This is a genomic window from Collinsella sp. AM16-21 (genome assembly GCF_003471905.1).
Classification (GTDB): Bacteria; Actinomycetota; Coriobacteriia; order Coriobacteriales; family Coriobacteriaceae; genus Collinsella.
In genome coordinates this window covers 98,363-117,424 of sequence record NZ_QRKJ01000004.1, presented here as the reverse complement: position 1 = coordinate 117,424, position 19,062 = coordinate 98,363, and the positions used below count along the sequence as shown (strand labels likewise).

Annotated in this window: 16 protein-coding genes; 12 read left to right on the top strand and 4 right to left on the bottom strand. The window is 58.6% G+C overall.

The genetic code is table 11. The features are described from left to right. Window positions 1–83 precede the first annotated feature (83 nt). Window positions 84–848: a NifB/NifX family molybdenum-iron cluster-binding protein gene (locus tag DW180_RS03550; protein ID WP_117647331.1), complete on the bottom strand. Its 765-nt coding sequence runs from the start codon at window positions 846–848 to the stop codon at window positions 84–86. Window positions 849–1,014: 166 nt separating this feature from the next. Between DW180_RS03550 and thyA the strand changes: the two genes are divergently transcribed. The 4 genes from thyA (at window position 1,015) to DW180_RS03530 (ending at window position 4,890) form a co-directional block, all read left to right on the top strand. Then, window positions 1,015–1,863: a thymidylate synthase gene (thyA, locus tag DW180_RS03545; protein WP_117629294.1), complete on the top strand. Its 849-nt coding sequence runs from the start codon at window positions 1,015–1,017 to the stop codon at window positions 1,861–1,863. A 9-nt stretch (window positions 1,864–1,872) separates the two neighbouring features. Further along, window positions 1,873–2,391 (top strand): dihydrofolate reductase, encoded by a 519-nt coding sequence (locus DW180_RS03540; protein WP_117639324.1) that lies wholly within the window; start codon window positions 1,873–1,875, stop codon window positions 2,389–2,391. Window positions 2,392–2,500: 109 nt separating this feature from the next. After that, the gene (locus DW180_RS03535) at window positions 2,501–3,415 is read left to right on the top strand and encodes an RNA methyltransferase (RefSeq protein ID WP_117798127.1); all 915 of its coding nucleotides are present in this window, start codon (window positions 2,501–2,503) and stop codon (window positions 3,413–3,415) included. Between the two features lie 125 nt (window positions 3,416–3,540). Continuing rightward, window positions 3,541–4,890: an MATE family efflux transporter gene (locus DW180_RS03530; protein WP_118225799.1), complete on the top strand. Its 1,350-nt coding sequence runs from the start codon at window positions 3,541–3,543 to the stop codon at window positions 4,888–4,890. Between the two features lie 86 nt (window positions 4,891–4,976). On the opposite strand, the gene DW180_RS03525 is transcribed toward DW180_RS03530, so the two are convergent. Continuing rightward, entirely contained in the window at window positions 4,977–5,462 is a 486-nt protein-coding gene (locus DW180_RS03525; protein WP_118237468.1) for a cob(I)yrinic acid a,c-diamide adenosyltransferase, read from the bottom strand. A 92-nt stretch (window positions 5,463–5,554) separates the two neighbouring features. On the opposite strand from DW180_RS03525, the gene ftsH reads away from it, so the two are divergent. Further along, window positions 5,555–7,447, top strand: a complete 1,893-nt coding sequence (gene ftsH / locus DW180_RS03520) for an ATP-dependent zinc metalloprotease FtsH (protein WP_192934481.1) — start codon at window positions 5,555–5,557, stop codon at window positions 7,445–7,447. Window positions 7,448–7,522: 75 nt separating this feature from the next. Further along, window positions 7,523–7,984 (top strand): DUF523 domain-containing protein, encoded by a 462-nt coding sequence (locus tag DW180_RS03515; RefSeq protein ID WP_117800959.1) that lies wholly within the window; start codon window positions 7,523–7,525, stop codon window positions 7,982–7,984. Window positions 7,985–8,535: 551 nt separating this feature from the next. Here DW180_RS03515 and DW180_RS03505 read toward each other — a convergent pair. Both DW180_RS03505 and DW180_RS03500 read right to left on the bottom strand, forming a co-directional pair. Continuing rightward, window positions 8,536–9,138 (bottom strand): Type 1 glutamine amidotransferase-like domain-containing protein, encoded by a 603-nt coding sequence (locus DW180_RS03505; RefSeq protein WP_117583435.1) that lies wholly within the window; start codon window positions 9,136–9,138, stop codon window positions 8,536–8,538. 514 nt (window positions 9,139–9,652) lie between these two features. After that, window positions 9,653–10,735, bottom strand: coding sequence for an iron-containing alcohol dehydrogenase family protein (locus DW180_RS03500; RefSeq protein WP_118237466.1), 1,083 nt, complete (start codon window positions 10,733–10,735; stop codon window positions 9,653–9,655). Window positions 10,736–11,245: 510 nt separating this feature from the next. Between DW180_RS03500 and ileS the strand changes: the two genes are divergently transcribed. From ileS to DW180_RS03470, 6 genes are all read left to right on the top strand, one after another. Further along, window positions 11,246–14,026: an isoleucine--tRNA ligase gene (gene ileS, locus DW180_RS03495; protein ID WP_369831516.1), complete on the top strand. Its 2,781-nt coding sequence runs from the start codon at window positions 11,246–11,248 to the stop codon at window positions 14,024–14,026. Window positions 14,027–14,242: 216 nt separating this feature from the next. Next, the gene (lspA, locus tag DW180_RS03490) at window positions 14,243–14,842 is read left to right on the top strand and encodes a signal peptidase II (protein WP_233545168.1); all 600 of its coding nucleotides are present in this window, start codon (window positions 14,243–14,245) and stop codon (window positions 14,840–14,842) included. Further along, window positions 14,842–15,855, top strand: a complete 1,014-nt coding sequence (locus DW180_RS03485; protein WP_118237462.1) for an RluA family pseudouridine synthase — start codon at window positions 14,842–14,844, stop codon at window positions 15,853–15,855. The genes lspA and DW180_RS03485 overlap by 1 nt, the downstream gene beginning before the upstream one ends. Window positions 15,856–15,937: 82 nt before the next feature. Continuing rightward, window positions 15,938–17,233 carry a glycosyltransferase family 2 protein gene (locus tag DW180_RS03480; protein WP_117765675.1) on the top strand — a complete coding sequence of 432 codons (1,296 nt, stop codon included), beginning with the start codon at window positions 15,938–15,940 and terminating at the stop codon, window positions 17,231–17,233. 81 nt (window positions 17,234–17,314) lie between these two features. After that, window positions 17,315–17,737 (top strand): prepilin peptidase, encoded by a 423-nt coding sequence (locus tag DW180_RS03475; RefSeq protein ID WP_118237460.1) that lies wholly within the window; start codon window positions 17,315–17,317, stop codon window positions 17,735–17,737. Window positions 17,738–17,768: 31 nt separating this feature from the next. Then, a complete protein-coding gene (locus DW180_RS03470) occupies window positions 17,769–19,016 on the top strand; it encodes a deoxyguanosinetriphosphate triphosphohydrolase family protein (protein WP_118237458.1) in 1,248 nt (415 codons plus the stop codon). Window positions 19,017–19,062: the final 46 nt, after the last annotated feature.

The window sequence follows — 19,062 nt, the reverse complement described above, 5'->3', positions numbered from 1 at the left end:
GAAGCTACCGGGTGGCCTTTGTTGTTGGCTTTGATTGTTGGGTTGCGTTCGGCTTCGCGTCCCGAGCTCGCGGTGCCGTGCCGTTAGTGGCAGCCGCAGCCCTCATGGCCTTCGTGGTCGTGGTGGCCGTGGCAGCCGCAGGACCCGCCATGCTCATGGGTGTGCTCGTGGTCGTGGCTGTGGCAGCCGCACGTGGCCTCGCCGTTCTGTGCGAGCGTGCCGGCGATAAGGGCCTCGACGCAAGCGTCGCAGCTGCCCTGGGCACCTGCGTATACCGTGATGCCGGCTTGGGCAAGCGCGTTGATAGCGCCTCCGCCGATGCCGCCGCAGATGAGCGTGTCCACGCCGCCGTTGGCGAGCAGGCCCGCAAGTGCGCCGTGGCCGGTGCCGCCGGTGCCCACGACCTGCTCGTTGAGCACCTTGCCGTCCTGAACGTCGTAGATCTTGAACTGCTCGCTGCGGCCAAAGTGCATAAAGATGTTGCCATTGTCGTACGTGGTTGCCACCCTCATGGTGCCGACCCCCTTTGCTGGCCATGCGGCCGTTGTCGTGGTGATGGGGGAGTACGCGATATTGCCGCCTTCGATGATGAGCGCCCGACCATTGACCAACGCGTTTGCCACCTTGCGATGCGCTCGGCTGCAAATAGCCGCCACCGTGGCGCGCGCGATGCCCATCTGCTGTGCGACTGCCTCTTGGTTAAGGCCTTCCAGGTCGCACAGGCGCAGCACCTCGAGTTCGTCGACCGTCATGTCGATGGCGTCTCCACTGGCAAGGCCGTCGGGGGTAAAGCCGCGATATTCGGGGATGATCCCAACACGGCGCAATTTCTCGCGTCTTCCTGCCATACGTGCTCCTTATCTGACATATGTCAACAATAGAATAACGAACGTGCAGATTTACGCAAGAGATTTCTGGCATATGTCAGAAAACAAGGGCTTATGTTTGGGCTGTGGGGCCGCGTGCGCCTGGGCTACAATGAATCTCGCTTGTAGGCGACTGACAGGAGGGTCAATGAGCAAGGCTGATCAACAGTTTGTAACCATGTGCCGCGATATTCTGGACCATGGCACCACCACCGAGGGCCAAAAGGTCCGTCCGGTGTGGGAGGACGGCACCCCTGCCTATACCATTAAAAACTTTGGCGTTACGGCACGCTATGACCTGCGTGAGGAGTTTCCGGCGCTTACCCTGCGTCGTACGGCCCTCAAATCTGCCATGGATGAGATCCTATGGATCTATCAAAAGAAGTCCAATAACGTGCATGACCTCAACAGCCATATTTGGGATGAGTGGGCTGACGAGACCGGCTCCATCGGTAAGGCCTACGGGTATCAGATTGGGCAAAAGAGCCATTATGCCGAGGGCGATTTCGACCAGATGGACCGCGTTCTGTACGACCTTAAGAACACGCCGTACAGCCGCCGCATTATGACGAATACCTATGTGTTTAGCGATTTGTCCGAGATGCACCTGTATCCGTGCGCCTACAGCGTGACGTATAACGTGACGCAGCGCCCGCAGGATGACAAACCGACGCTCAACATGATTCTCAACCAGCGCAGCCAGGACATTTTGGCCGCGAACAACTGGAATGTGTGCCAGTACGCCATCTTGCTGATGATGGTCGCGCAATCGGTCGATATGATTCCCGGCGAGCTGCTACATGTGATTGCCGATGCCCACATTTACGACCGTCATGTCGATATCGTCCGCGAGCTTATCGAGCGTCCGCAGTTTGCCGCGCCCAAGGTAACGCTTAACCCCGATGTGCATGACTTCTATGCGTTTACGACCGACGACCTGATCGTCGAGGGTTATGAGCACGGCCCGCAGGTCAAGAACATCCCCATTGCGGTGTAGGTGACGCGCATGACGTGTAAGCTTTCTGCCATTGTCGCCGTGTGCGATGACTGGGGCATTGGGTGCGAGGGCGACATGGTGGTGTCCAATCGCGCCGACATGCGCCATTTTGTGGCGTGCACCAAAGGGTGCCCGGTTATTATGGGACGCAAGACCCTGCTGAGTTTTCCCGGTGGGCGTCCGCTCAAGAACCGCCGCAATATCGTGCTCACGCGTGACGAGAGCTTTGCTGCCGAGGGCGTCGACGTGGTGCATAGCGTCGACGAAGCGCTCGCCGTGGTTGCCGATGAGCCCGTTGCGTGGGTGATCGGCGGTGGCGAGGTGTATCGTCAGTTTTTGCCGTGCTGCGTGGAGGCCGAGGTCACGCATAACCACTGCGTCCATCCCGTGGACACGTACTTTCCCGACTTGGACGCCGATCCCGCGTGGGAGATTGCGCGGCGTGGCGGGGTTGCCACGATTGCCTCGGGCGAGGGTGACGAGGGTCTCGATTATGAGTTCGTGACGTATCGTCGCGTTGAGGCATAAATCGCCTGGCGTGAACGGTATCATCGGGTTGATTGAATGCATGGGGCGGCGCTTAGCGTCGCCTCGTTTGGTATAGATGTGCTGTAAAGAAGGGTGCGGGCTGGCTGCTATGACTGATGCCGTTGAGGTGCTGCGAATCGATTCGCTCGAGGACGAGCGGCTCGATGCCTACGTGCGACTGACCGAGCGTGAGCTTCGCTGCGTGCTGGAGCCGCAGAAGGGCATTTTTATCGCCGAGAGCGCCAAGGTCATCGAGCGTGCGGTTCGCGCCGGATACGAGCCGGTGAGCTTTCTTTTGGGCGAACGCTGGCTCGATCAGATGATGCCGCTGTTTGAGCGCCTGGTTGTGCGCGAGGGCGCGGGTCCGGTTCCTGTGTTCGTTGCCTCCATGGAGCTCATGGAGCAGCTGACGGGTTTTAACGTGACGCGCGGTGCGCTCGCGGCATTCCGTCGTCCACGCCAGATTCCGGTAGCCGAGTTCTTGAGTGGCGTCGTCGAGGCGGCGGGTGAGCGCCCGGTGCGCGTGTGCGTGCTCGAGGGCATTGTCGACCACACCAATGTCGGCGCGATTTTCCGCTCGGCGGCTGCGCTGAACGTCGATGGCATTTTGGTGAGCCCCACTTGCTGTGACCCGCTGTACCGTCGCTCGGCCCGCGTGAGCATGGGCACGGTGTTCCAGGTGCCCTGGACGCGCATTGGCAGCGAGGCGCGCGTATGGCCGCATGATGGGCTGGCGGCGCTGCACGATGCCGGCTTTTCGTGTGCCGCCATGGCGTTGACGGATGATTCGGTGTCGCTGGACGATCCCGTGCTGCAGGAGATTGACCGCCTAGCGATCTTTATGGGTACCGAGGGTGCCGGCTTGGGCACCAAGACCATTGCCGGCTGCGACCGAGCCGCGCGCATTCCGATGGCGCACGGGGTCGATTCACTCAACGTTGCCGCTGCGAGTGCCGTCGCCTTTTGGCAACTGTGCCCGCATGTGAGCAACGAGTACCACTACCAGCCGGGGCTGTATCACTAGGCAGATATTTCGCACCGGGCTCTGGTTCGGGACGTTTCGGCCGACGTCGGTCGGTGCTAAGCTGGTTTTGGCTTTCGTTTTAAAGTGCCGTTTTGTTGTTTGACGTACGCTGGTGGGGAGGGCGTGTGGCTAAGAAATCTACGGCTATCGATGTAACGCAGGGCGTTATTTGGCAGCAGCTGCTGTCGCTGTGCGTCCCCATCTTCTTTAGTTCGTTCTTTCAGCAGGCATACACGCTTATCGGTACCTATATCGTCGGTCAGTTTGGCGGCAAGCTCGCGCTGGGTGGCATTCAGGCCACGATGGTGCTTACGGAGCTCTGCATTGGTTTTTGCGTCGGTGTTGGTGCTGGATGTGCCGTTATTACCGGCCAGTTTTTTGGTCAGCACGATGACGAGCGCTTGAGCCGATCGGTCCATACGGCCATGACGCTCGCGCTGGTGGGCGGCATTGTCATTTCCATTCTGGGCATGGTGTTTGTCGAGCCGATGCTTGTGCTGATGAATACACCGCATGAGCTGCTGGCCGAGGGTGTGGCGTATGCCCGTTGCTACTTTGCCGCCATGTTTGCGGCGCTGCTGCTCAATATGGGGACGGCGTTGTTGCGCGCCGTGGGCGACACGCGCGGTCCGGCGGTCATTATTGCCTCCGGCTGCTTCGTCAACGTGGCGCTCGACATTCTCTTTGTCGCCGTGCTGCACATGGAAGCGCTGGGCTGCGGCATCGCGGTGGCGCTGACTATCTGCACCAATGCCACGATGATTGTGATCCGCATGATGCGCGCTCCGGGGGCGTGGCGGTTGTCGCTATCCAAACTCGGTATCGATCGCGGCATTTGCAAGAGCATGCTTTCGTGCGGTTTGCCGCTGGGCGTTCAGTCTGCGGCGTATTCGATCTCCAACGTTTTGATTCAGGTGTCGGTCAACTCGTTTGGAGCCGATGTTACGACCGCTTGGGGTCTTTCCGGTCGCCTGGACGGCATTATCTGGATGGTGACCGAGGCGCTTGGTGTGTCGATTACTACGTTCTCGGCGCAGAACTTTGGTGCGCGCAATTACGATCGCATGCGAAAGGGATACCACACGTCGCTCGTGCTGTCGTTTGTGCTTATCGGTGGCCTGTCTGCCGTGCTGCTGGTATTCTCGGGCCCGCTTTCGCGTCTGTTTATCGACGATGTCGCAATTTCGGCCTACACCACGACGATTCTTCATTTCATCGCGCCGTTCTACGCGATCTTCTCGATTATCGAAAACGCGTCCGGCTCCATCCGTGGCGCTGGCGTGAGCTTCCAGCCTATGATGCTCACGATATTCGGCACGGTCGTGCTCCGCGTGGCGTGGGTGTTCGCGATTATGCCGCTCGACCCCTCGCTCGAGCATCTGCTGCTGGTCTACCCCGTAACCTGGGTAATAACCGCCACGATGTTCACCATCTACCACCACAGCGGCAACTGGCTAGGCCGCGCCACTGCCTAATGATCCCTGGGGGGACGGAGGAAAACGGCTCATTGCTCTCCGTCGTGATGTCGATGATCCGTTTCCCTTCGTCCCCTTCGGATCAATTAGTATTCGATGCCTTGGCGGGCCAGGAGGCCTTCGTCGAAGTAGTGTTTGACGAGGCGCATTTCGGTGACCAGGTCGGCGAGGTCCGCGATGGGCAGCAGGCCGCGGCCGGTCAGTATGAGCTCTGTGGTGTCGGGTTTCATCGCGATCAGTTCCTCGACATCCTCGCGCGTCACGAAGCCGCGGCGCATGGCCTCGCCGAGTTCGTCCAAAATCAGAACGTCGACCTGTGAGATCTGCTTGCGTGCGAGCTCCATGATCTGTGCGGCGCAAGCCTCGGGCGTGTCGCGGTCGGCCTGTACAATTCGTAGCCCTAGGCGTGGTGCCGCATCATGCTCGGCGCAGTGCAGCTTCTTGGCAAACTGAAGCATGAGCACGTTAAGTCCATAGCCCGTGGCGCGCAGCGCGAGCCCCAGCGCAGCCGTCGTCTTGCCCTTGCCGTCGCCCGTATAGATCTGAACCTTGCCGACTTCGAGTGATGCCATCTCTATTCTTTCGTGCCCGGCGTCGGTTTATCGCCGGCCGGGTTGGGTATTCTAGTTAGCATTATCAACCCCAGTAGATGGAGTTCAAGCAGATGGAGATGGATGACAACAAACGTAGACGGAATATGATCCTCTACGTGCTCATCGCCTTCGTCGTCTACCTCGTGCTCTCGACCGTTCTGTTCCCCAACATCGGTCACACGCAGCAGATTACGAAGACCGATTATTCGACGTTTGTCAAAGCGCTCGATAAGAAGAGTGTCGACAAGGTCGAGTACAACACGGACGATTACTCGATTTATTACACCAAGAAGGGCGAGGACGAGAACATCGCCTACAAGACGACCGGCGTGCCGAGTGACACGGGCTTTACCGATCGCGTGCTCGAGGCCGGCGCCTCGCTGGAGTCGGTGGTTCCCGATAAGAACTCGGGCCTGATGACTTACTACTTGCTCACGCTCGTCCTTCCCATGGCGATTTTCTTCCTCATCGGCTGGTGGCTCAACCGCCGTATGAAGAAGGCCATGGGCGATGACGGCCCGTCCATGAATTTTGGTGGCGGCGGCTTTGGCGGCGGCGGTCTGGGTAAGTCCGGTGCGCGCGTTATCGCCTCCAAGGATGTTGGCGTGACCTTTAAGGATGTTGCTGGTCAGGAAGAGGCCAAGGAATCCCTGAAGGAGGTCGTCGACTTTCTGGAGAAGCCGCAGCGCTATGAGGAAATCGGCGCCAAGCTGCCGCGCGGTGCTCTTCTCGTGGGCCCTCCTGGCACTGGTAAGACCCTGCTTGCCAAGGCTGTTGCCGGCGAGGCGGGCGTACCGTTCTTTAGCATTTCGGGCTCTGAGTTCGTCGAGATGTTCGTCGGCCGTGGCGCCGCCAAGGTGCGCGACCTGTTTAAGCAGGCTAAGGAAAAGGCCCCCTGTATCGTATTTATCGATGAGATTGATACCATCGGCAAAAAGCGTGACGGTGGCGGCTTTAGCGGCAACGACGAGCGTGAGCAAACGCTCAACCAGCTGCTGACCGAGATGGATGGCTTCGACAACCACAAGGGTATCGTCGTCCTCGCTGCCACCAACCGTCCTGACAGCCTCGATCCCGCTCTGCTGCGCCCCGGTCGTTTTGACCGCCGCATCCCCGTTGAGCTGCCCGACCTGACCGGCCGCAAGAACATCCTCGAGCTTCACGCCAAGAGTGTGAAGACCGAGCCGCCGATCGATCTGACCGCGATTGCCCGCGCCACGCCCGGAGCCTCGGGCGCCGACCTGGCCAATATCATCAACGAGGGCGCCCTGCGCGCCGTTCGCGAGGGTCGCAAGCGTGCAACCCAGGACGACTTCGAGGAGTCGGTGGAGGTCGTCATCGCCGGCCAGCAGCGTAAGTCCACGGTGCTGTCCGATCACGAGAAACAGGTCGTGTCCTATCACGAGATCGGCCATGCCATCGTTGCCGCCCGCCAGAAGGGTTCTGCGCCGGTTACGAAGATCACCATCGTGCCGCGTACGAGCGGTGCTCTGGGCTACACCATGCAGGTCGAGGAGGACGAGCGCTTCTTGACCACGCGCCAGGAGGTGCTCGACAAGCTCGCTGTCTACTGCGGCGGACGTGCTGCCGAGGAGCTCATCTTTGGTGAGATGACGACTGGCGCGGCCAATGATATCGAGCAGGCCACCAAGCTCGCCCGCAACATGGTGACGCGCTTTGGTATGTCGGAAGAGTTTGGCATGATGGCGCTCGGTACCGTTCAGAATGCCTACCTCAACCAGGACACGTCGCTCACCTGTGCCCCCGGTACGGCCGAGCGCGTCGACGCGATCGTCGCCAAGCTGATCGAGGACGCACATGACCGCGCCCTGCAGATCCTCAAGGAGAACAAGTTTAAGCTCCATGAGCTGGCTCGTTATCTGTACAAGAAGGAGACGATCACGGGCGAGGAGTTCATGAATCTCCTCACGCGCGAGAATCCGCTGATGCCAAAGCAGCAGTAAGGCTGGTTGCACAACGTCGAACGCCCCATTTGAGTTTCTATCTCAAATGGGGCGTTTTGTTTGGGAGGGATATGTATGAAGATCGTGGTAAGCGCCTGTTTGATGGGCGAGAGCTGCAAGTATAACGGGCTCGACAATTACCACCGCGCGTTGGTCGAGGCTTGCGAGCGTACGGGGACCGAGGTGCTCCTCGTATGCCCCGAGGTTTTTGGCGGTCTGCCCACGCCGCGCGACCCGTCCGAGATCGTGGGCTGTGAGGTTCGCACCCGCGAGGGCGTGTCGGTTGATCGCGAGTTTCGCCATGGTGCCCAACGCGCGCTCGATATGTGCGAGCACTTTGGCGGCCCGTCCGAGATCGCTGCGTGCATCTTGCAGGACCGTAGTCCCTCGTGCGGCGCGGGCCGCATCTACGACGGAACATTCAGCGGCACCCTTACAGCGGGCAACGGCGTTTTCGTCGATCTGTTGCTGCGTCACGGGTACCGTGTGATTCCGGCTAGCGAGTTCGATCCCAGCATGCTGGAGCATTGTCCATAGCACTCGAACCCAACACTTCCTCACGGGTGACCGTTTTGGCATCATCCGTGAAGTTGATATTGAGTACGACCCGGTCATCAAAGACGTAGACCGAGTTGACAGGCGCCGTACCCAGGCAGCCCCTCCCCGCGGCCCTCGCGCAGGAACGCGCACGCGGCCTTCCCGTCTCTTGCGCCCCTCCCGGAACTGTCCACATCAGTGTAGCCAATCCAGTCCGCAAAGGGCTGCAGCCCGGACAACGCGGCGATGGAGGGCTTCTTCGGCCTGCTCAAGAAGGAGTTCTGGCACGGCCGGGACTGGTCGGACTGGACCCCCCGCCCGCTTCATCGAGGAGCTCGGGGGCTGGATCGGTCGATATAATACGGAGAGGCGCAGCGATGCGCTCGGTGGCCGCATGCCGGCTGAGTTCCGCTCCGCGCTGGGAAGGGCCGCGTGACGGTCCATGAAATCATCCGCAGTCCCCATACTTGCCCCTTTGGGACAGCTTCTTGTTGGGGCGTGCCTGCCCCAAACCCTGCTAGGAACGAGTACAGCTAACTGGAATTTTCAAATTAGTCTTTGCAAATTACCTTTGAACCTTCACCATCAATTACAATTCCCTGACGGTTGTTAATTGGGCATAGATTCAAATCCGAAAACTCAGCCATTATTTTCTCGGTAACTTTCTTAAATGGTGCTGTGAGATAATGCGGAAGAACATAGAAATCAATCAAATTAAGCCCTGAATCATCTTCTTGTGAGTAGTCCTCCGGCATTTCATCCATTTGCTCGATATATTGGATGCTTGGAGCGCATACAATCGCCCCTGCCGATTCACCAATCATCAGTTTTCCCTTTGCCAATTCTTTCTTCAACAGCTCATCCGTTCCCGTTTTACGGAGCTGGTCTATAAGGAAAAAAGAATTTCCGCCGGTAAAATAGATCACATCCGCATCTTCAAAAAGAGACTGTATCGTTGAATAAGCCTCCGTTGAAATATCAATTTCAGTTACGATTGCTCCCAACTTTTTGAATAATTTTCGAGCCGAGCCGACATAACCGGTGTAGCCTTCACGCAGCGAAGCTGTTGGAATAAATGCGACTTTTTTATTTTCAATTTCTTCCTTTATCAGACTTCCTACACTTGAAAAGTGAGAACATAAAAACAGTTTCATCAATATTCTCCTTTATATATAAATTCTTATTTGTTGAACTAAGCCGTGTATACCATACTCTCCAATGATAGAACGCCCTGATATAGCGAAATTTTGCCGTTTTCCAGCGTACGTGCGTACACACTCCACAGGAATTCTAAGGGGCCTGCCCCCTTAGCACACGGACTTTGGAATAAAGTCTAGTGTTTTACGCCTTGCCAGAGGTGTACAGGCTCTCGGTATGCACGTACGAAGCAATTGCCATCAATGCCCCATATAAGTGGCGATCAAGTTCGCATAAAGCGACCTTGATCCCGCAAAACAAAAGGCAGGATACCATCACCACGATGATGCCCTGCCTCTGTTCGTTCCTGTTTACCGTTCCGAGTAGTCCTTCCGCAGAATTTCCGATAAACAAAAAACGTACCCGAACCCTTTCTCGTAAAGAATCGGGTTCGAGTACGAACTGAATTCTGGAGCAATAAAAAACCAACAGAAAGGTGCCTGTCCCCTTTGTGGTGGTTTTGGGCCAGCCCTAGAGCGTGTGGCCGTAAGCGTCGGCAGCCTTGATGGCGGCGGCGAACTTTTCGTCGGTGAAGGGCTCGGGGTTGCCCTGCTTCCACTCGTTGGTGGCGTGCGCGAACTCGCACAGGGCAGGGATGTCGGCCTCGGAAAGGCCGACCTGCTCAAGCGTCACGGGCAGCCCCATCTGCTTGTTAAAGGCGGCGTAGCGCTCAAGGTTCTTGGTATCGCCCGTATAGGCAAACAGCACGAGCACGCCCAGGCTCACGACCTCGCCGTGCAGGTAGGAGCCCTCGCGCGGGATGCTGCACGTGGCGTTGTAGAACGCATGCGCCACGCTCGAGTTGTAGTAGTAATCGTTTTGGTTGGTCAGGTTCGAGACATAGCCCGTGTTGACCACGATGTCGAGCGCGATCTGCTTGACGGCCTCGCTCGACAGGTCCTGGCGCACGTCCTCTAGACCCTGCACGCCATAGGTAAACAGCGGCTCGGAGCAGGTGTGGGCGAGTGCCAGGCCAAGTCCGGCGGTGTGCTCCAGGTTGCCGGCGCTCGTGGCGTACTCGACCTCGGGCTGCTTGGACAGGGCATCGCCCACGCCCGCCCAGAAGTACTCCGCCGGAGCCTCGGCGATGATCTTGGGGTTGATGAAGATGTGCGCGGGGCGGTTTGGGTACGAATAGCCCTCGAGCGAGCCGTCGTCGTTGTAGACAACGGCAATGGCGGTCGCGGCCGAGCAGTTGGAGCAGATCGTCGGTACCGTAAAGACGATCTTCTTGAGCTCGATGGCCGCTGTCTTGACGGTGTCGAGCGCCTTGCCGCCGCCGCATGCGATAAGAACGTCGGCTTCTTGGCAGACAGGGGAGTTCACAACCTTGGCGATATTGGCGCGCGTACTGTTGGTGCCGTAGACGCGCGTCTCCAGAATCTCGACGTCGGTGCCCTCCAGCGCCGCTTCGATACCGGGAAGCACCGCTGCCAGTGCTCGTTTACCACCGATAATCGCGACCTTGGTCGCTCCGTACTCGTCCAGTGCGCCGGGCAGCTCGTCAAAGCAGTCCTCGCCGACGGTGTAGTCGCTCATTCCAATCGTGCGCATAGCAGCCTTCTTTCGTTAGATAAAGTGCTTTCAGGTATTTTGCTCCAAGTGAGTGCTTGCGATCGCGAGAAGTTTCTAAAGTATGAAACCGATGTTGAGGGTTTTTCGCCGGCGTTGACCGTGTTACCATACAGCGCATAAGCGTTGATGGGGACGAGTAGTCGGCCGTCCGCATGCTACAGAGAGCGGGGAGCGCTGAGAACCCGTGCATGCGACCGATGAAAATCACCCCGGAGCTGCGGTCCCAACGGGCGCGCCGCACAGGCACGTCTTAGTAGATATCGCCGAGATGGTCGTCGATACAGGCCAGCCGAGTAACGGATGCGAGCGCGCGAATATGCGGGCGAGGGCATCTAAGCTGGGTGGTTAAGCGAAGAGCTTTTGCGAGCGTACAGCTCGATTTGTGGCGCTTCGTCCCAGCTTGTAGGGACGGGCGCTTTTTTGGTGCCCAACGGGCGTGCGCGCCCACGACATGAAAGGGGTACCGTGGCAAACGAGTACAAGCAGACGATGAATCTGCCCAAGACCGGTTTTCCCATGCGTGCCGGTCTTTCCAAGTCCGAGCCCAAGCGACTCAAGGACTGGCAGGACAACAAGGTCTACGAGCAGGTTCTGAAGAAGAACGAGGGTCACAAGAAGTTTGTGCTGCACGACGGTCCTCCGTACGCCAACGGTCCGATCCACATCGGCCATGCCATGAACAAGATCTCCAAGGACATGATCAACCGCTACTGGATGATGCAGGGCTATGAGGTTCCCTATGTCCCCGGTTGGGACTGCCATGGTCAGCCGATCGAGCACAAGGTCGAGGAGAAGCTCGGCACCGAGAAGTTCAACCAGACCCCCACGGCCAAGATTCGTGAGCTCTGCAACGAGTTCGCTGTTGAGAACATCGAGCTGCAGAAGGCCGGTTTCCGTCGTCTGGGCGTGCTCGGCGACTGGGATAACCCCTATCTGACGCTCTATCACCAGCACGATGCCGCCGACATCGAGGTCTTCAAGGCCATGTTCGATAAGGGCATGATCTATCGCGGCCACAAGCCGGTTCACTGGTGCAAGCACTGCCACACCGCGCTGGCCGAGGCCGAGATTGAGTACTCCGACGAGACGAGCCCCTCCATCTTCGTGCGCTTTGAGATGACCTCCAAGCCCGCCGGCCTAGAGAACTTCGACGGTCCGGTCGACTTTATCATCTGGACGACCACGCCGTGGACCATCCCCTCTGACCAGGCCGTTTCCCTTAAGCCCGGCGCCGCCTATGTCGCCGTTGAGCACGATGGCCGTGCCGAGGTCATGCTCGAGGACCTGGCTCCCAAGTGCTGCGAGGAGTTTGGCTGGGAGTACACCCCGGTTATGGTCGCCGGCAAGCCCTATGTGGTTCCCGCTGAGACCTTCCACCACATCCACTACAAGCAGCCGATCTTTGACGGCGTTGAGGGCGTGGCGCTGCTGGCCGATTACGTCGGTGTCGACGACGGTACCGGTATCGTCCACAACTCGCCCGGCCACGGCGTCGACGACTACTTCGCCTGCCTCAAGGAGGGCATCACCGACATCTGCATGCCGGTCGATGACGACGGCAAGTTCTACACCGGCGAGGAGTTTGGCACCGGTGGTCCCTTCAGCGGTATGGATACCGATGAGGCCAACCCGCATATCATCGAGTTCCTGCGCGAGCGCGGCACCCTGGTTCTCGAGAAGAAGATCACGCACAGCTATCCGCACTGCTGGCGCTGCAAGCACCCGGTGCTCTTCCGTGCTACCGACCAGTGGTTTGTCTCGATGGACAAGACCGGTTTGCGCGAGCAGGCTGGCAAAGAGGTCCGCGAGAACGTCAAGTGGTATCCGGCCCACGCGGCCAACCGCATCGGTGCCATGGTCGAGCAGCGTCCCGACTGGTGCATCAGCCGTCAGCGCAACTGGGGCGTGCCTATCCCCAGCTACACCTGCGCCGACTGCGGCGAGAAGGTCATGAATGATGCCACGCTCGACGCCGTCATCAAGCTCTTCCACGAGAAGGGCTCCGACGCCTGGTTCACCGACGCTCCCGAGAGCTACCTGGGTGAGGCCTGCGTCTGCCCCAAGTGCGGCGGCCATCACCTCAAGGCCGATAAGGACATCCTCGACGTGTGGTGGGATTCCGGCGTCTCCTGGAAGGCCGTCTGCGAGTATCGCCCCGAGCTTGAGTACCCGGCTGACGTGTATCTCGAAGGCTCCGACCAGCACCGCGGTTGGTTCCAGAGCTCGCTGCTCACCTCTGTGGGCGCCAACGGCCATGCTCCGTACAAGGCAGTCGTCTCGCAGGGCTTCACGCTCGACGGTCAGGGCCGCAAGATGTCCAAGTCGCTCGGCAACGTCATCGACCCCAACAAGGTCTGCGACGAGATGGGCGCCGACATCATCCGCCTGTGGGTCGCCTCGGTCGATACCAGCTCCGATGTCTCCATCGACCACGAGATTCTCGCTCGTACGTCCGATGCCTACCGTCGTTTCCGCAACACGCTGCGCTTCCTGCTCTCCGAGCTCGAGGGTCAGTTTGAGCCCGAGACCGACGGCGTCGCCTTTGCCGACCTGCTGCCGCTCGACAAGCTCATGGTTGCCCGTCTGACCCAGGTTCAGGCCGAGGTCGACGATGCCTACGCCAGCTACGAGTTCCCGCGCGCCTACCGTGCGCTCTACGACTTCGTGGTTACCGAGCTTTCCAACGTGTACCTCGACGCCCTGAAGGACCGTCTGTACTGCGAAAAGCCCGGCTCGCTCGAGCGCCGCAGCGCCCAGACCGTGCTCGCCGAGCTCTTCTCGATGCTCATGCGCGATTTGCAGCCGATCCTGTCCTACACCGTCGATGAGGCCATGGCCTATGCGCCCGCCGGCTGCGTCGACCACCAGAAGTACGCCGCGCTGCTCGATTGGTACAAGTCGCCCATCACGGTCGACGAGGCCAATGAGTTCGAGGGCGTGCTCGAGGCTTCGCTCGAGCTCCGTAGCGCCGTGACCAAGGCCCTTGAGGATGCCCGCTCCGCCGGCACCTTCACCAAGAGCCAGCAGGTCCGTGTCAAGGCGGTCGTTCCCGCTGAGATGTATGCGCTGTTGACCGGCGACAAGGCGGTCGACCTGGCCGAGTTCTACATCGTCTCCGATGTTGAGCTGACCCAGGGTGAGGAGCTCTCCGTTGCCATCGAGGCTGCCGAGGGCGAGTGCTGCGACCGTTGCTGGAACTATCGCACCACCGTCGGCGAGTACAACGGCCACGCGCAGATCTGTAAGCGCTGCGCGGAGGCGCTGAACTAGTCGTTGGGGACGTTCTTAAACGACTAGTCTAACAAGAACGTCCCCATTGACTACCTGTGTCACATTCAAGCGGCATTCTGTTTTTCGGGATGCCGCTTTCGTTTTTAGCTGGTTATTTCGCTTGCGTTGGTGTATATGTCGTGCGTTCAGCGTATGGCAATATAAGATGGTTCTTTGCATTAAACGTAATTCGATTTTTGAGGGTAGGGGATTTCTTTGGGTCGTGGTGCGGATATGACGCCGCCTTTGCGTTGGCGGTTGGGTGTTGCTGGTGGCGTGGCGCTCGTTGTGTTGCTCGTTGACCAGCTGACCAAGCTTGCGGTTCGTTCCGTGGGCGATGCCCTGCATATGACCGTTATCCCCGGCGTGATCGATTTCCTGTTTGTTCGCAATATCGGAGCCGCCTTTAGCATGGGTGAGGGGCATGGCATCGCGTTTGCCGTGCTGGCGTTGGCGGTCATTATCGCTATTGCCGTGTACCTCGTTCGTGCGCCCCAGCTCGCCCATCTTGAGGTTGTAGGCATGGCTATGGTTGCGGGCGGCGCCATCGGTAACGCGATCGACCGCCTCGCCTTTGGCTTCGTGACCGATTTCATTGCCACCACGTTCATCGACTTTCCTGTCTTTAACGTGGCTGATATCGGCATTACGGTCGGCGTCGTGCTGGCGCTCATTGGTTACATGTTCTTGAGTCCCGCCGCTCGCGAGGTCGATGCGACTGCCGAGCTCAACGCCCGTGACGAGGCCCGAGCCAAACGCAAAGCTAAGCAGCGTGGGGAGCGTGCCCGCAAGATTCGCGAAAGGAATGAGCGCTAATGGCCGACATCCATATTCTCGTTGCCGACGATTCCGCTGGTCAGCGTCTTGACGCCTATCTGGGTGCCAACGATGGCTGTCCCACGCGCTCTGCCTGTGCGCATCTGATCGAGGGCGGTGCCGTTGCCGTCAACGGCGAGACCTGCCTGTCAAAAAAGTATGCCGTGCGCTCCGGTGACCGCATCTCGGTCGACCTTCCCGAGCCGCACGATCCGACTGACGTGATTCCCGAAGCCATCCCGCTCGACATTCGCTATGAGGACGATTATCTCATTGTACTCTCCAAGCAGCGCGGCCTGGTGTGCCATCCTGCGCATGGTCATGAGAGCGGTACGCTCGCGAATGCCCTGGTCTATCACTGCGGTATCGACCATCTGGGCACCGTGCAGGGCGAGGACCGCCCCGGTATTGTGCATCGCCTGGATCGCGATACCTCGGGTCTCATGCTTGCGGCAAAGGACGACGACACCCAGCGCGCGCTCCAAAATCTCATCCGCACGCGTACGCTCGACCGTCGCTATATCACACTTGTTCACGGGCACATCGCCATGGACGAGGGCACCATCAACACCGGCATTGCCCGATCGACGCGCGACCGCGTCAAGATGGCGGTTTCCGATGACCCCTTTGCGCGCCAGGCCATCACGACTTTCAAGGTGCTCGAGCGCTTTGATTCCACGCGCTTTGACGACGGCTACACGCTCGTCGAGTGCCATCTGTTTACCGGCCGCACGCATCAGATTCGTGTGCATATGCGCCATATCAACCACGCCTGCGTGGGCGATCCACTCTACGGTAAGTGCGATGCACGCGCCGATCAGGGCCTGACCAGGCAGTTCCTGCATTCTTGGCACGTGGCGTTCGACCATCCCGTGACGGGGGAGCGCATTGAGTGTCGTGACGAGCTGCCGTGGGACCTTGCCGCGGTTCTGGATGACCTGGCCTCGCGTTCGCTCGGCCGCACTGCCGCCGGTGACGAAATCGTCCCGCAGCTCGGCCTGCTCGAAGCCTAGCCAGTATTAGGTGGTTTCTTGAACTCGGTAAGCCTGCGGTAAGATATACGGTTGTTTACGTAATGCGTTGCTGGGAGCCTGCATGCTCGCCTTTTTACAAACCAACACACCCATCGTGATCTTCAACCAGATTGTCGTCACGCTGCTCACGGTCTGCTTCCTGTACCAGGTGGTCTTCTTTGTCATTGGCGCTCTTCGTGGCGAGGTCGCGCCTCCCAAGGCCAAAAAACTCCATCGTTATGCCTTCTTTATCGCGGCGCATAATGAGGAGGCCGTAATCGCCAACCTCGTTCGCTCCATCAAGGACCAGGATTATCCGTCCGAGCTTATCGAGGTCTTTGTGGTCGCCGACGCCTGCACCGACAACACGGCGCAGCTCGCGCGCGAGGCGGGCGCTGTCGTTTATGAGCGCAATGACCTTGCCCGCAAGGGCAAGAGCTGGGTCATGGACTTTGGCTTCGACCGCATCCTTAACGAGTATCCCGATACGTTTGAAGGCTACTTTATCTTCGATGCCGATAACGTCATCGCCCGCGATTACGTCTCCAAGATGAACGATGCCTTTGATCAGGGCTTCCATGTGGTCACGAGCTATCGCAACTCCAAGAACTTCGGCAGCTCGTGGATCTCGGCGGCTAATGCTACGTGGTATCTGCGAGAGGCGCGCTTTCTCAACAACGCGCGTAATATCTGCAAGACGTCCTGCGCTGTCTCGGGTTCGGGTTACCTTATCTCGGCGAGCGTGATCGAGGGCATGCACGGTTGGCAGTTCCATACGCTGACCGAGGATATTCAGTTCACCACGTTCTGCGCCATTCACGGCATTCGCATTGGCTATGCACCGGCGGAGTTCTTTGACGAACAGCCCGTGACGTTTAAGGCTTCCTGGAAGCAGCGTATGCGCTGGACCAAGGGCTTCTACCAGGTGTTCTTTACGTATGGTAAGCACCTGGTCAAATCGACCTTTCGCTACCATCGCTTTGCCGCCTACGACATGTTTATGACGATCGCCCCGGGTATGTTGCTATCTCTGATCTCGATGCTCGCCAATGCCACGTTCCTGATTGTGGGCGGTCTTTCGCACGGCTTCCTGGCCACCGAGGTTGAGATGCAGGCGTGTGCCGCTTCTCTCATTATGACCTTCGCCATGATGTATCAGACGTTCTTTATCCTGGCGCTGCTCACGACCATCTTTGAGTACAAGCACATTCATTGCGCGCAAAAGTGGCGTCTGGTGACCAACCTGTTTACCTTCCCGATCTTTATGTTCAGCTATATCCCCATTACGGTGGCAGCACTGTTCTTGAAGGTCGACTGGGTGCCGACGCAGCACGCCGTGAGCGTTACCCTTGACGAGGTCATGCAAGGCGCCAAATAACCACGATCAAAACCACCACAAAGGGGACAGGCACCTTTGTGGTGGTTTTTGCGTTTGAGCTGCTGCCCAAGGAGGTGTTAGATGGTCTATATTCCGTTTTGGATTTGCATCTTTGCCGGCGCGGCGATTGATGCCCGTGAGCGACGGTTTCCCAATCAGCTTGCCGGCGCGTGTGCGGTGGCGGCGTTTGCAGGCGTTTGGCTCGACAAGGGCGTTAACACTGCGCTTGACCATGCCGGTCTTGCTGCCATCGCCTACCTTGCCCTTATGCTTACTGAGTCGCTCTGGCGTCGTGTTCGCCACGCTCCCGGCATTGGTATGGGGGACGCCAAGGCACTCTTTGCCCTTTGTACCTTCGATCCCTTGGGTGGTATCGTCGCGTTTGCGGCTGCGCTCCTGGCCCTTGCCGCCGCCTGTCTCATCGCAAAATCGCGCTCCCTGCCATTGCTGCCGTTTTTGGTGCCGATATTTGCCATAATCGAGGTTGTGGGTAGTACGCTGTAACCGTTTGCGCGCCCTTTTTAAGGAGCATGCCATGGCAACCAATCAACAGACAGCCGCCATTAAGGCGCGTATGGATCGCATTCCCGCGGCGTTGTCGCCCGAGTTGGTCGGGCGTATCGCCGCCGACCGCGGCTCAGGTGTCGTTAATCCCTATCAATGTGGTGACGACCAGGTCATTCGACGCTTCGATCGAGCCGCAGATGTGGGCACGCTCATGCGTCCGGCATTTATGCGCGATACCGAAAAGATTTTGCATCTGCCCGCATACACCCGTTATGCAGGCAAAACGCAGGTCTTTAGTTTTCGCAGCAACGACGACCTGTCGCGTCGCGGCCTGCACGTGCAGCTTGTTTCGCGCATCGCGCGCGATATCGGACGTGCCCTGGGGCTCAACTGCGATCTGATCGAGGCGATTGGCTTAGGCCACGACTTGGGCCACACGCCCTTTGGCCATGCCGGTGAGCGATTCCTCAACGATATCTATCACGAGCGCACGGGTCGTTATTTTTTCCATAACGTGCAGTCGGTCCGCGTGCTCGACGCGCTGTACGGCCGCAACGTGTCGCTCCAGACGCTCGACGGCGTGCTATGCCACAACGGTGAGTACGAACAGCGTGTGTTTGAGCTTTCGGACATGAGCTCCTTTGACCAGTTCGACCTTACGGTTGAGGATTGCATTGCCACAGGTTACAGCGCAATTGAGCACCTGCGCCCCATGACGCTCGAGGGCTGCGTGGTTCGCATCTCGGATATCCTTGCCTACGTGGGGCGCGATCGCCAAGACGCCATTTCGGCGGGTCTGCTGTCACCCGACGCCTTTGACGATGACCTGGGCGGGGCATACAACAGCTGGATCCTTACGCATGCCTCCATCGATATCGTCGAGCACAGCTATGGTAAGCCACGCATCGAGATGAGCGAGGACCTGTTTGAGGAGATCCGCCGAGCCAAGCGCGAGAACTACGAGAAGATCTATAGCAAGGGCGGCATTGAAGGCGACTCCGAAGCGGAGCTGCGCGAGGCCTTCGAAAAGCTCTACGACCGTTGCCTGCAGGATATAAACGAAGGCGACGAGTCTTCGTATATCTTTAAGCACCACATTTCTCGCATTGAGCGGCAGCTTTTCTACTACGATCGCACCTATGCCTGGCAGGACGACAAGGATCAAGCGGTGGTGGATTACATCGCGAGCATGACGGACGGCTATTTCTGCGAGCTTACGAGCAAGCTGTTCCCGGGATTGAAGTTTCCGCACCGTACCTATATTAACGAACGGTAGTTCGTATTTATTCGGTATACTGTTGGTGGAAAACGTTTTTGATTGA